Origin of the sequence: Pleurocapsa sp. CCALA 161 (assembly GCF_003003995.1) — a bacterium.
Taxonomy (GTDB): Bacteria; Cyanobacteriota; Cyanobacteriia; order Cyanobacteriales; family Xenococcaceae; genus Waterburya.
The window spans coordinates 1-13,596 of the sequence record NZ_PVWF01000055.1; the positions used below are offsets into that span (position 1 = coordinate 1).

Genomic DNA, 13,596 nt, shown 5'->3' on the forward strand with positions numbered 1-13,596 from the left:
TCCACCGTCATCAATAATGAAGATAGGTTTAATCGACTGTCCTGAGGTTAAATTGACCTGATCGTTTTGTCCTTTGATAGTATAATTACCGTTGCCGTTATCAATTAGGTCTACACCATATGCTGCCGTAATTTTATAAGGTAAATTAAAGTCAAGTTGCCAATCCTTAACGTTTGATTTAGCAGAAAGATCTAATTCTAATTTATATCCCCCTTGCCAATCTTCAGTGATATAACTTTTTGAATCAATTACTGAACTAGATTTAATGTAGGTAGAATCAGCAAATATGAATTGTGCAGCAGTAGGAGGTAAGCTTGCGCTGTTACCTTCATCAACAATTAGAATAATTTCGTTTTGATCGCCTTTGACCATTGATTTATTCCAACCTGCTCCAGTAATGTAGGTTTTACCGTCTTCCTGGATTAACTCAGCGCCATAAATCTGATCGATTCTATAATCCGCAGGTAAGTCTATACCAATTTTCCAATTATTTGTATTACTTAATGCTTCCAAATCAATTGATATTCTATGCCAACCACCCCAATCATCAGTGATTTCAGACTTAAGATTAAAAGTTTTTTGATTAACTAACACTTTATTCATTACTATTTAATAGAGTTTTTATGTTTAAATTAAAAAACAATTTAGTTGAATTTTGTTCAACTTGAAAATACAGTAAAAAGATTTAAAACTTTATTACTTCTTTATCTACTTATGAACTAACTTTATCTTTGCTTGATATGAAGCGAGAGTGAGGTAAATAACTACAAGAAGGTGATATTGATCACAAAGTTTACTAAAATATCCTCACGGTCACAACTTGTACGGCTGGCTTCCCTACCCAGAATGATGGTTTTACGCTCTTTACCCCAGCGATAGCCGCCGAGTTCCCCAGATGCTCGAATCACCCGATGGCAATGAATCAGATAGCCGAGGAGAACAAATTTATTATGTTATGGAGCTACTTTATATACTAGATGCAAATTACAGAAGCAGCGTTTGATAATGAATTAAGACTGCGATACTGCATGAGCCGAATCTCCAATCAGCAAAATATTATCGCCCTCGTGAAAGCGATCGCAACGTACCGTTAACACCCGCGCTACTGGACGATGTAAAAACGCTTCTGCCTCCTCTGGTGACATCAACTGCCTAAATAGAGGAAAGTTGTCTTGGAAAATTGAGCGCATAAAAACAGTCCTCAAGTGATCCTACAGCGTGTAAAAATCGAAATTCTCGTTAAAACGTCTTGAGTAATACTCAACGAAGTAGATATATCTCTGCTAACTTTCGTTGATATATTAAGTACAATTACTTAATACTTTAGTTGTGCGCGATCGCGAAGCTTACTCGAAGGGTAATTGCTGAAGGCGTGGCGTAGCAAATCGCAAAGCGCGTTCCACTTTCAATACTTCACGGTTAACGGAGCGCATAAGTGCTTCAGGATAGCCAGTTCCAGCAACAGAACTAATTGGTAGAAATACTTCAATACTTCAATCTGTTCGAGTTTGCTAGCAGTCAATATAATTTCTAATGCACCAATATTTACAAGCAGTCGTGCTTGACGTTTCGTTCCAGGAATGGGGATGATATCTTAACCCTTTGCCAGTAACCAGGGGAGTGCGAGTTGGGCTGGCGTCCAGTGCTTTTTAGCAGCGATTTCCTTGGTTTTTTCGACCAGTTCTAAAAATAACGAGGCTTCCGAGTTATCGGGATGACAGGATTTGAACCTGCGCCCCCTGCTTCCCGAAAGCAGTGCGCTACCAAACTGCGCTACATCCCGTATTAGCTACATATACTAGCATATTAGTATTTTACAGGTATTGCCAGGTTAAGAGAATTAGGGCGATAAAACGCCTTCATCTTGGCTTCGATTGCTATATTAGCTACTCAACAACGCCCATTATTTAACTGATTTTTCAACCCCATAAAAGTATGATCGCTGTAGCTAAAGTTTCCGTATGGGCGATCGCTACTGAGGCTCAACTCAATATTGGAATCCTCGCGGATTTAGAAAGAGGTAAAACTTGCTACTTGTTACTTGTGAAAGCTTATAGCTACCTTCATCGATTAATGTTCTTAACCTGAACTGAGGTTAAGTACTAAAGTATCTTGCTACAGGATGATAGGTAATAATCGCCGTAGTAGACTGTTCAGGATAGAGTTGCTCACTTTCATCCATATACATGTTGATCCGCTTAGTATCGAGTAAATCTAGCTGCTTAAACTGATCCTCAATGTTGGGACAAGCAGGATAACCAAAACTATAGCGAGAACCTCTATAGCGTTGCTGAAGAATATCGCGGATGCTGCTGGATTCTTCAGCGGCAAAGCCTAATTCATGTCTAATTCTGGCATGAGTCCATTCGGCTAATGCTTCTGCCATCTGTACTGCCATACCGTGGTAGTACAAATATTCAGTGTAGTTATCAGCCTGAAATAGTTTTTGGGCGTATTCTGTGGCAACTTCTCCCACCGTTACCGCCTGCATGGGGAAGACATCAAATTGACCAGACTCTTTACTCGCAAAGAAATCAGCAATACAAAGACGTTTGCCCGAACCTTGACGAGGAAATTCAAACGAAGTCACAGGTTCTACTAGGAGTGAACAGGCATTCGCCCGTACGACATCAGGATCGTATATATATAAAGTATTTCCTTCGGCATTACAAGGGAAATAACCATAAATCACTGTAGGATTCAACAGATTATCAGTGATAATTCTTTGTTTCCATTCCTCTAAAATAGGATTGACCTTCCGCGCTAGGAACTCATCATATTCTTCTCGTGGCTGTTCCTTGGGCTTACGAAACTGCCATTGTCCAACAAATAAAGCCTGCAAGTCCAAATAGGGGAAAACGTCATCAATCGGAATATCTGTAGATTCCAAGATCTTAGTTCCCCAAAAAGGAGGTGTCGGGCGATCAATATCTAAACTTACTTCCTCAGAACGTTTGGTATCAATTACCGTAGGTGCTTGTTTCTTGCTGACTTCATCCACAAAGATTTTGTCTTGGTTTTCTCCCTCAAAAGGAATTTCATCCCCATTTTCCGTAGGGGCGATTCGCCCTAAAGGACTAGCTTCGCGTCGCGAATCACCCCTATCATCGTTGGGTTCATTTAAAAATCCTTTGAGATCATCCCAGTTATTTTCTGCCTTCGCGGGCATCAACTTATCCATGAAATGTAAATCGGCAAAGGCATCTTTGCCATAGATAACCTTCCCTTTATAAGTATTCTGGCAATCTTGATTAACAAACTTTGGAGTTAAAGCCGCACCACCTAAGATTACGGGAACAGTAATTCCCTTTTCATTAAAAGTTTCCAAGTTATCTTTCATAAAGGCGGTGGATTTAACCAGTAATCCACTCATAGCAATACAGTCTGGTTGATGTTCTTCGTAGGCTTGAATAATGTTTTCTACGGACTGTTTAATACCCAGGTTAATTACTTTATAACCATTGTTGGACAGAATAATATCGACAAGGTTTTTGCCAATGTCGTGAACGTCTCCTTTAACTGTGGCAATAATAAATTTGCCTTTCCCTCTATCATCAGCCTCTTCTTTTTCCATGTGAGGTTCAAGGTATGCCACGGCAGCTTTCATGGTTTGGGCTGATTGCAGAACGAAAGGAAGTTGCATTTGTCCCGAACCAAATAGTTCCCCCACAACTTTCATACCGTCGAGTAGAAAAGTATTAATAATCTCTAGAGGAGGATATGTTCCCAAAGCTTCATCTAAAGCTTCATCTAAACCAATACGTTCTCCGTCGATAATGTGCTGTTTCAAACGTTCCTCAATGGGCAGATTTTTATCTACTGCCTCGGATTTTTTGATTTTCTTACCAGCAAAGAGAGTGGTTAATTCTCCCAAAGGATCATAGGTACAGATATCGCCGTCAAACTCTCGCTTATCATAAATTAAGTCGCGGCAAATTTTTTGATGTTTAGGATCAACTTTAGACAGAGGTAGAATCTTACTGGCATTGACGATCGCCGAATCCAATCCCACCTGCATACATTCGTGGAGAAAAACGGAATTTAATACCTGTCTCGATGCTAGATTCAGACCAAAGGAAACATTAGAAACCCCTAGCAAAACATGACAGCCTGGTAATTCTGCGCGAATTCTTTTTGTCGCTTCCACTGTTGCTTTGCCGTTTTCACGATCTTCTTCAATCCCTGTAGAGACGGGTAAAGCCAGGGGATCGAAAAATATTTCTTCGGGGCGGATACCATATTCTCTGGCAGCATTATAAGCTCGTTGGGCGATCGCGAACTTTTTATCCGCAGTTCGCCCCATACCATCTTCATCGATTGTACCAATAACGATACCTGCACCGTATCTTTTAGCTAGCTCTAATACTTGATAAAATCTTTCTTCTCCGTCTTCATAATTAGTGGAGTTGAGGATACACTTACCCCCAGCAACCTTTAACCCTGCCTCCATTTTCGTCCACTCAGTGGAGTCTAACATCAGTGGTAGCGTGACGTTATTAACCAGACGAGAAGCTAGTTCCCGCATGTCTTTTTCTCCATCTCTGCCCACATAGTCGACGTTGACATCCAGGATATGAGCGCCTTCTTTGACTTGAGACTTAGCTAACGCCACTAAACTATCCCAGTCTTCCTCGTTAAGCAGAGTACGACACTGCTTAGAACCACTAGCGTTTAATCTTTCCCCAACGATTAGGAAGGAATTATCTTGAATATAGGGTTGCGTGCTATAAATCGACGCAGCGGAAGGTTCGTAATAAGGATGCCGTTCTTTGGGGGTTAAATCTCCTGACATTTCTGCTAGCTGTTTGATGTGGTCGTAACGAGTTCCACAACAGCCACCAATGATTTGCACTCCCAAATCTTCGACAAAGTGCATCAACGCCATGCGTAGTTCTAACGGCGTTAACTTGTAGTAAGCCTGTCCCCCAATATTCTCTGGTAAACCCGCATTAGGCACACAGGAAACCACGAAGGGAGAATGTTCCGATAGATGTTTAATATGCTCTTTCATGAGGTCTGGTCCTGTAGCACAGTTTAGACCTAAAATATCAATCGGGAAAGGTTCTAAAATTGCCAAAGCTGATTCCATCGTTGAACCAGAAAGCATCGTCCCCATTTGTTCCATGGTCACGGATACCATCAAAGGACGGCGATCGCCTTTGGCTTTAAATACTTCTTCAATACCGTTGAGTGCTGCTTTAATCTGCAACACATCCATGCAAGTTTCAACTAAAAATAAATCTACTCCACCGTCATATAATCCTTCTGCCTGCTCTGTGTAGTTAATCAGCAACGTATCATAGTCAATATGTCCCAAGGTGGGTAGCTTAGTGCCAGGTCCCATCGAACCCGCTACAAATCGAGGTTTTTCAGGGGTAGAATACTCTTGCGCCAACTTTTTAGCCAATTGGGCAGCAGTTTTATTCAGATAGTAGGCTTGGTCAGCCAAATCATATTCAGCCAAGACAATGGATGTCCCACCAAAGGTGTCGGTTTCAATAATATCTGCCCCCGCTGACAAGAAACCACGGTGAACTGTGGCTACTGCTTCGGGTTTGGTATGGACTAAATATTCGTTACATCCCTCGTATTGCTCTCCACCAAAGTCCTCGGCGGTAAGGTTTTGAACTTGAAGGTTTGTTCCCATCGCACCGTCCAAAACTAATACGGGACGATTGGGACTGTGAAGACGATCTAAAAAAAGGCTGTTCATTGCTAGCGACTGCTGATCAACAGGTTAAGTTACATTAAGTCCCATTATATGAACTTATTAGAATAATAGGAATTTATCTTTTGGAGTCTGGATCAGTAAGAATCTGACTAAAAGCTCATTTTCAGGAACAGAAAGGGAAGACTAGATTTAGAAATCTGATGGTCATACTGTCTATTGAAACCCCGTCTATATAGATTGATAGATTGTGGATGTCTGTGACCAAAGGTTATAAAGCAACCAAAAACATCAAATCACACCTAAACAGACAGGTTATTTATATTATTACCTTAACAGCATCTATTTTTGAGGAGGGTTGATGATTTTGATTTTGATGAGATCGTTAATTTAAGTCAGCAAGCAGCTAATAATTAATCTTCATTGTAAATCTAATTGAATATGAATTCATCTAACCAGCAGCCTCACAATATTCTCATTGTTGATGATCTTGCTGATAATTTACGAGTTTTATCTCATACTTTGAGTCAAGAAGGGTATAAAATTCGCTGCGCTAAAAACGGGGCGATCGCCTTACAGGTGGCAGTTAAAGTGATTCCCGATCTGATTCTACTGGATATCAATATGCCAGGCATGGATGGCTATGAAGTCTGTCAAAGATTAAAAGACGCAGTTCAAACTAAAGACGTACCCGTAATTTTTCTCAGTGCCTTAAACGATGTTTTGGATAAGGTTAAAGCTTTTGAGGTTGGCGGAGTAGATTATATTACCAAACCTTTTAAGGTAGAAGAAGTTTTAATTCGAGTCAAAAATCAGCTAGATTTTCAATCAGCTAAAGCTCAAATTCATCTGTTAAATCAAGAGCTTGAACAAAGAGTTCAGCAGCGTACCCTACAGTTAAAAATTGCTAATCAAAAGCTAGCTGATGCTAATCAGAAACTACAACAAGAAATTGCTGAACGTTGCAAAGTAGAACAACAGCTAATTCACGATGCTTTATATGATGGTCTGACGGAGTTACCCAACCGTACTTTGTTAATGGAACGAATTGAACGCGCTCTCCAGCGTGTTAAACGTAATCCTCATCACTTGTTTGCTATTCTGTTTATCGATTTGGATCGCTTTAAAACAATTAACGATAGCTTAGGTCATTTGGTAGGAGATCGGCTTTTAGTGGCGATCTCAAAAATCATTCAGCAAGATTTACGCCTGACCGACACAGTGGCTCGTTTGGGAGGAGATGAATTTGTGATTCTGCTAGATGATATTCATTCTCTTCAGGATGCAACTCATGTAGGCGATCGCTTACAAGAACAACTTAAATTGCCCTTAAATTGTGGAGGTTATAGCTTGGTTAGCAGTGCCAGTATTGGAATTGCCCTCAGTTCATCTAAGTATGAAAATAGTTCCGAGATCTTGCGGGATGCTGATATTGCTATGTATCGTGCCAAAGAAAAAGGCAAAGCTTGTTATGAAGTATTTGACGAGGCGATGTATATTCAAACTCTTAAAGCAGTCGAACTTGAACGTGACTTGCGATTAGCTTTAATTAATCAAGAATTTACTGTTTATTATCAGCCCATAATTGCTCTTAAGGACAATAACCTGTCAGGTTTTGAGGCTCTAATTCGTTGGCATCATCCACAACATGGTTTAATCTCCCCAGCAGAATTTATTCCTTTAGCGGAAGATACGGGCTTAATTGTCGAAATTGGCGATTGGGTATTACAAGAAGCCTGTCGAGTTCTCTCAGCTTGGCAACAAGAATATGCCTCTCGTCCAGACATCGCTGCGCTCAAGGTCAATGTTAATGTTGCCTCTCAACAATTCCAAAAACCTGATTTTATCGATAAATTGGATCAAATCTTAGCGCAAACTGGTTTAAATCCTACCTGTTTAAAGTTAGAAATTACCGAACGAGTACTGATAAATTCAGAAATAAATACTCAACTTACTCTAACAGAAATTAAAAAAAGGGAAATTAAACTGAGTATTGATGATTTTGGCACAGGCTATTCTTCCTTGAGCTATCTAAGTCGCTTGCCTATTGATAACCTGAAGATTGATCGTTCTTTTATTAAAAATATTAGTTGTGATCGTGAAAGTCTAGAAATTATTAAGACAATTATTACCCTTGCCCGCAATTTGGGGATGGAAACGATCGCTGAAGGAGTTGAAACCTTAGCTCAAGCCGAGCAACTCAAGAGCTTAAACTGTGAATATGCTCAAGGATATTTATTTGCTCAACCGATGACAGCAGAAGAAGCGATCGCGCTGATTTTACAGGATGAATTAAAGCAGAGCATCCATTAGATTCATTATTTTAATGCTTTGGATTGATATTTCTGAGTCTCTACTGCTCAAGTCTTTTTCTAATAATCCTTTGAGGGCAATTAACTTCATACTGTTTTCCGCTAAGGTATCAGCGATCGCCTGACCCGCCTTGAGATATCCCACTGCACCTAAATCCATCAATGCCGAACGACGTAGCTGTAGATCGTCTCCAGACAATGCCTGAATCAGCATCTCGCCATACTGGTCTTTTCTGGTTAACTGATACATAGCTCTAGCAGCAGCATATTTTACCTTTTCGGTTGAGTGTTGGGTAAATGGCTCAATGAAGTCTATTGCTTCCGTTGCGCCTAAAGTGCCTAAAGCTTCAATGATCGCTTCATAAGGTTGTACTAAGTGGGGCTTACCTGCCACTCTGGTCGCCTTGGCCACTCCACCATCTAGCAGCTTAATTAACGTAGGAACACATCTTTGATCCTCTAAGCATTCTAGCGCTTGAGCAGCAGCTTCTCTAACGTAATAGTCGGGAAATTCTAAACAGCGAATCAATGGCTCAACTGCTTGCTTATCCCCAAGTTTACCCAAGGCTCTAGCTGCATTACGACGTAAAGGATATCCCCCATCAGGCGCTCGATCTTGTTCATCTTCTAATGCTGTTAATAAAGCAGCGATCGCCGATTGGTCTTTGATTCTGAACTTGCCCAGCCACCAAGCCGCATAATAGCGCGCTCCTAAATCTTCTTTTTGATTAAGGTTGGCGATCGCCTGTTCTAACGTTAACTGCTCGGCTTCATTGGGATTGTTTAAGCTATCTATTTCTTCATCCTTCATCCTTCATCCTTCATCCCTTTAAAACAACAATACTCAGAAAAGTAAACAAATACTAGCTTGCTTGCTGGCATTCGCATACTCCTCTGAGTATCACTTGATGAGTCAAAACACTTGAACCTCATCTGTTACCTGTCACTTAAGCACAGGTTGATGACTAATCGCAATTGAGTCCTTGAGCCTTAGCTAAGGGTATTGATCGCGTAGTCAAGATAGCTATTTGCTTCAGTAGCAGGATCGCCACTTAAGCCATGGTTGCTCTTGATGTATTTTAGAGCTTCAATGTACCAGCTAGGAGATAGTTCGTAAGCACGATTGATTTCGTCCAAACCTGCTACTAAATACTCATCCATAGGGCCAGTTCCGCCAGAAACCAAGCAGTAAGTTACCATTCTAAGGTAGTAACCAATGTCACGAGAACATTTTGCTTTGCCAGTAGGAGTGGAAGCGTAGTTAGAGCCAGGAGTGGTAGTAGTGTAGGGGAATTTAGCGTATACTGCATTAGCTGCGCCGTCAATCAAGCTCTGAGATTTGCTAGTTAAAGCTTTTGCTGCTTCTAAAGAAGCATTGGCTTGCTTGAAGCGACCAAAAGCAGTCTGGATTTCAGTGCTGCTTAAGAAACGACCCTGGGAATCAGCAGAAGATACTGCTTCGGTTAAAGGAGTTTTCATGATTGTGATCTTTCTCTTGTTTTACTAATTTTTTCTATACAACCAAAGGTTGATATTGGCTTGTCAACAGAGCAAATAGGTCTGCTGAATTAACCTACTGAAGCAGCAGCACGGTCGAAGTAGCCAGCGATTTCAGAAGAAATGGCGCTACAGTCACCAGGAGTAATACCGTTAGTATCGTTAATAATTGCTAAAGCGGCTTCTTTCATTTTCTGAACGCCAACAGCCACAGAAGCACCAGGAGTACCCAAAGCTAGATAAGTTTCACGTAGTCCATTTAGACAACGATCTTCTAATACACTCGCATCACCAGTGAAGATAGCGTAAGTGATATAGCGCAAAATGATTTCCATGTCGCGTAAGCAAGCTGCGTTGCGACGACTAGTGTAAGCGTTACCGCCAGGAGCAATTAGCTGAGGCTGTTCGGCAAACAAAGAACGAGCTGCGTTAGTCACGATCGCGGAAGCGTTACCAGTAATACGGTTAACTGAATCCATACGTTTGTTGCTAGCTGCAACCATTGCACTTAGAGCATCCAATTGGCTGCTAGATAGAAATTCGCCACGGGCATCAGCCTGAGCCACAACTCTAGTAAATGCGTCGAACATTATAAATAATCTCCTACTCGAATTAAATTTGGTTTAGTTGAACTTCAAAAAGGAATCTTAACTTAAAAACAACTTTCTGCCACCAGCGATCGCTAGCATCGAGAAAGTGGTTAATTGTCGAAGGTGCTAAGTTACTATTCTCTAGGCACTTAGTCAGAGTTTCTTAAGTCACCTAACAAAACTTTACACGCTTAATAAAAAACCGTAAAAGAGATAGCTTTACGGCGGTTATCCAAGGCATTTCACAAAGTTTGAAGTTTTCAACCCGCACTCTGCGATCGCTTTTTGGCTTCGCCTACAGGCATTTATCCCTCAGATAACTTTTATACAACGACAACGAACCATAGTTTATTACGTCTTGTTAAATTTTCCTGATTTTCCTGACTATCCTCAACAAAATTTTTTTTGTTATTGTTTATTATCTTATTCTTCTGTAATTCAAAGCAATCAACTGTTACTTTTATCAACAATTGTCTGATTAATGACTGTTTGCGAGTTTTTGCTACTCTATCATTACTTGGGCGATCGCTTAAGCTGCGGTCAAAGTTCGTTCAAGATCGAAGAGAAAACCATGAATATATTCTTCTGTCCATTCAGAGCCATATAAACGAGTCAACATACCTCTGGCGGGGTCTTTTTCGGCTCGATAATCAGCGTAGCTTTTTTGGGCTTGAAAAATCGCTTTAAGCTCTTGAGGATCTGTTACTAATTCTGCTTGTTCGACAAAATCGATATAGGCATCGAGATAATCACAAAAAGCTTTAAAGACTAAATTTTCAACTACCTCTGTCTGAGCAGGACGAGTCCATAGAAAAGCTGGAGAAAAGTATTGTTGAGCCTCTTGGGGAAAATCTCCACCCCACGGTAAGTTTTGTTGATACTCATGAAACATCGGCATAATTGGAGCGCTGTATTTAGCCTGATAAGCTTGATCTTGACTAAATAGTGGCTGCATATCAATCGCAATTAAATGCCCCCCAGGCAAGGTGACTAAATCTGCTCCAAAAAAGGGCAAGTCGTAATTAAGCTGAGGGAAAATGACAAAATTCAGTACCTGAAGAGAATCTCCTCCCTGCACGTGAGCTGCTCTAATTTGCCTTAGTTTGTCTGATTGAAAGCCATAACTGGTAGTTGTGACTGGCTCTTGCTTTTTGCCTTTGCCCATTACCCCTTCTTTATGCTCAAACCCAGCAGGAATGGGGTAGGGTTGCAGGTTTAATCTGGACGTTAAAGTGGCGATCGCGTGGTCGATAAAGGGTTGATATAATGTCATGCTGTTAAAATCATTAAGTTTTTTTAGCTAATAGCTATTTCCTGGCGGTCGAAACTGCCAAAGGAGATGCATCTTCAAACAGAAATTCATAGAGAAATTTTTCTGACCACTCTGAGCCAAAATAGCTGCTAAATAGACCATGAGCGGGATCTCGATCCGCACTATATTGATCGTATTCTTTTTGTGCTGCGACAATGCGCTGAATGTCCTCTGGATTGGTTAAAGGTGTAGCCTCAGCCACCATTTTCCAGTACAGCGCCAAATAGGCTTGGAAAGCGGGAAACAGTTTATTTACTACCGTCTCTGAATCCAGCTTGGCAAACAGCAAATACTTAGAGAAATATTGATTAGCATCATAAAATTTCATTTCTAAATTTTGAGCCAATTCATTATATTTATCCCTAATCTCTCGCATCGGCTCAATATACCGATCGATGTAGGCGCGATCGCGAAACAGTGGTTGGAAATCCATTACTACTAAAATTTTCTTCTTACCAAAGGAGAGAAAATCTACTCCCAATAATGGTATGTCGTAATGATAAGCAGGATAGATAACGCTATTAAATACTTGAGCAGTTTCCCCTGCGTCAATATAGGAATAACGAATCTTTCTCAATTGTTCAGCTTGATAACACCAGCTTTGAATCGTGGCTGGGTTTTTACCTCTAGCACTAACGTTAGCTTCCAATCCCGCAGGAATAGAGCGACTGCTTAAATCGAAGTGTTTAAAAAGTTCTTCTTCTAAATATTCTTTAAAGGGCGCGAACATACAATTATTGCTATATACAGTAAGGCTTATAGCCACAATATAGAAGCGATCGGGAACTAGTCTTCTTTTCTGAGGACAAAGCAACAAACCGTAATAAAACAGCACTAAGTTAAAATTTAAGAGTTTTAGGCTGTAAGCTTAACTCAAAAAAAGTAATTAGTAATTAAATATTTATTTTTATGATAAGCGAACCCCTTTCTTGGCGACAACTAGCCGAACTCACTAACTTTGCGATCGATTCTGTTAACGGTAATACTAACTCTCAAGCTACATTGCGCTTATTTGGTCAGACTGAGGCGGATGTGCGAGTGACTTTATTTCGAGATAATCATGCCTGGTGTCCTTACTGTCAGAAGATTTGGCTGTGGCTAGAAGAAAAGCAAGTTCCTTACCGTATTGAGAAAGTTACCATGTTTTGCTACGGCAAGAAAGAAAGCTGGTATAAGCAAAAAGTTCCTTCGGGAATGCTGCCAGCAGTAGAGTTAGATGGACAAATTATTACTGAAAGCGATGATATTTTAATAGCTTTGGAAAGGGTTTTTGGTGTTCTGTATCGGGGTATGGAAGACGAGCAGGTGTTAACTCGCCGAAGATTAGAACGGCTATTATTTAGGGCTTGGTGTGGTTGGCTGTGCGATCGCGCATTTTTTCCTGGACAAGAGCAAAAAAATCGTCAGCAGTTTATAGCCACTGTAGCAATGGTAGAAGAAGCCTTAGCTGCTACTCCTGGAGCATATTTCTTAGAGGAATTTAGCACCGCTGATGTTATCTTCACTCCCTATGTCGAACGGATGAATGCCAGTCTTTACTACTACAAAGGCTATTCCTTACGTGAAGAAAATTCAGGTTTAGCAGCCTGGTTTGAGGCGATGGAAACTCGACCAACCTATCGCGGTACTCAAAGCGATTTCCATACCCATGTTCATGACTTGCCACCACAAATGGGAGGATGCTACTCTAACGGTGAGCCTCAATCTTTGATTAATCAAGAAAAAGTTGATCGCGGTGATTGGTTTAAACTACCTGATGTTAGTTATCCAGAACCCGAAAACTCGCGAGAGGAAGCTTTACAACGGGTAATTAAACATAAAAGCAATATTTTAAAAGTCAATCCTGCTGATGAACAGTTGTTTGATCGAGCTTTGCGCTGCGCTTTAACTAGCATGATGACGGGAGAAAGCATCACTCCACCATTGGGTTCTGATGTTGCTTTGCGCTATCTACGCGATCGCATTAATGTGCCGAGAGATATGTCAATTTATGCTGCCAAACGATTACGAACAGCATTAGAACAAACGGCTGTTTTAGTAGGCGATGCTCAACCCGAACCTCTGCCAATTAAACACCGTTACGATCAAAATCCTGCCAATTTTGTTTGTGGCTAGTAGGGGCGAACGGTCGTTCGCCCCTATCTAATTATGTGTTATTTATTTAGATAGCGATCGCCTATTTGTTAAGCTGCTGTAATTATTCACTCTTAAGAAAAA

11 protein-coding genes, 1 tRNA gene and 1 pseudogene are annotated in these 13,596 nt (G+C 40.7%); 3 read left to right on the forward strand and 10 right to left on the reverse strand.

Features of this window, described 5'->3' with window-relative positions; genetic code table 11:
- The 4 genes and pseudogenes from C7B62_RS14165 to C7B62_RS14175 form a co-directional block, all read right to left on the reverse strand.
- A partial coding sequence (locus tag C7B62_RS14165) for a cellulose binding domain-containing protein (RefSeq protein ID WP_199194198.1) occupies positions 1-603 on the reverse strand: 603 nt, incomplete at its 3' end.
- 161 nt (positions 604-764) lie between these two features.
- A pseudogene (locus tag C7B62_RS26880) lies at positions 765-935 on the reverse strand (MGMT family protein); the annotation flags it as partial.
- Positions 936-1,010: 75 nt separating this feature from the next.
- Positions 1,011-1,190 carry a hypothetical protein gene (locus C7B62_RS25410; RefSeq protein WP_146132107.1) on the reverse strand — a complete coding sequence of 60 codons (180 nt, stop codon included), beginning with the start codon at positions 1,188-1,190 and terminating at the stop codon, positions 1,011-1,013.
- A gap of 519 nt (positions 1,191-1,709) precedes the next feature.
- Positions 1,710-1,783: transfer RNA gene (locus tag C7B62_RS14175), tRNA-Pro, on the reverse strand.
- 152 nt (positions 1,784-1,935) lie between these two features.
- Between C7B62_RS14175 and C7B62_RS25740 the strand changes: the two genes are divergently transcribed.
- Positions 1,936-2,088, forward strand: coding sequence for a hypothetical protein (locus tag C7B62_RS25740; protein WP_158260684.1), 153 nt, complete (start codon positions 1,936-1,938; stop codon positions 2,086-2,088).
- A 7-nt stretch (positions 2,089-2,095) separates the two neighbouring features.
- Here the strand turns inward: C7B62_RS25740 and metH are convergent, their stop codons facing one another.
- Positions 2,096-5,713 carry a methionine synthase gene (gene metH / locus C7B62_RS14180; RefSeq protein ID WP_106237439.1) on the reverse strand — a complete coding sequence of 1,206 codons (3,618 nt, stop codon included), beginning with the start codon at positions 5,711-5,713 and terminating at the stop codon, positions 2,096-2,098.
- Between the two features lie 396 nt (positions 5,714-6,109).
- Here metH and C7B62_RS14185 point away from each other — a divergent pair, with 396 nt between their 5' ends.
- On the forward strand, positions 6,110-7,981 hold the full coding sequence (locus tag C7B62_RS14185; protein WP_106237443.1) for an EAL domain-containing response regulator: 1,872 nt from the start codon (positions 6,110-6,112) through the stop codon (positions 7,979-7,981).
- On the opposite strand, the gene C7B62_RS14190 is transcribed toward C7B62_RS14185, so the two are convergent.
- The 5 genes from C7B62_RS14190 to C7B62_RS14210 form a co-directional block, all read right to left on the reverse strand.
- On the reverse strand, positions 7,961-8,791 hold the full coding sequence (locus tag C7B62_RS14190; protein WP_106237446.1) for a HEAT repeat domain-containing protein: 831 nt from the start codon (positions 8,789-8,791) through the stop codon (positions 7,961-7,963). The two genes, C7B62_RS14185 and C7B62_RS14190, sit on opposite strands and share 21 nt — an antisense overlap.
- A 179-nt stretch (positions 8,792-8,970) precedes the next feature.
- The gene (cpcA, locus tag C7B62_RS14195) at positions 8,971-9,459 is read right to left on the reverse strand and encodes a phycocyanin subunit alpha (RefSeq protein WP_106237449.1); all 489 of its coding nucleotides are present in this window, start codon (positions 9,457-9,459) and stop codon (positions 8,971-8,973) included.
- An 89-nt stretch (positions 9,460-9,548) separates the two neighbouring features.
- Positions 9,549-10,067, reverse strand: a complete 519-nt coding sequence (locus C7B62_RS14200) for a phycocyanin subunit beta (protein ID WP_106237453.1) — start codon at positions 10,065-10,067, stop codon at positions 9,549-9,551.
- 529 nt (positions 10,068-10,596) lie between these two features.
- Entirely contained in the window at positions 10,597-11,340 is a 744-nt protein-coding gene (locus C7B62_RS14205; RefSeq protein ID WP_106237457.1) for a phycoerythrobilin:ferredoxin oxidoreductase, read from the reverse strand.
- 34 nt (positions 11,341-11,374) lie between these two features.
- Positions 11,375-12,109 (reverse strand): 15,16-dihydrobiliverdin:ferredoxin oxidoreductase, encoded by a 735-nt coding sequence (locus C7B62_RS14210; RefSeq protein WP_106237461.1) that lies wholly within the window; start codon positions 12,107-12,109, stop codon positions 11,375-11,377.
- Positions 12,110-12,288: 179 nt separating this feature from the next.
- Between C7B62_RS14210 and C7B62_RS14215 the strand changes: the two genes are divergently transcribed.
- The gene (locus tag C7B62_RS14215; protein WP_106237465.1) at positions 12,289-13,494 is read left to right on the forward strand and encodes a glutathione S-transferase family protein; all 1,206 of its coding nucleotides are present in this window, start codon (positions 12,289-12,291) and stop codon (positions 13,492-13,494) included.
- Positions 13,495-13,596 lie beyond the last annotated feature (102 nt).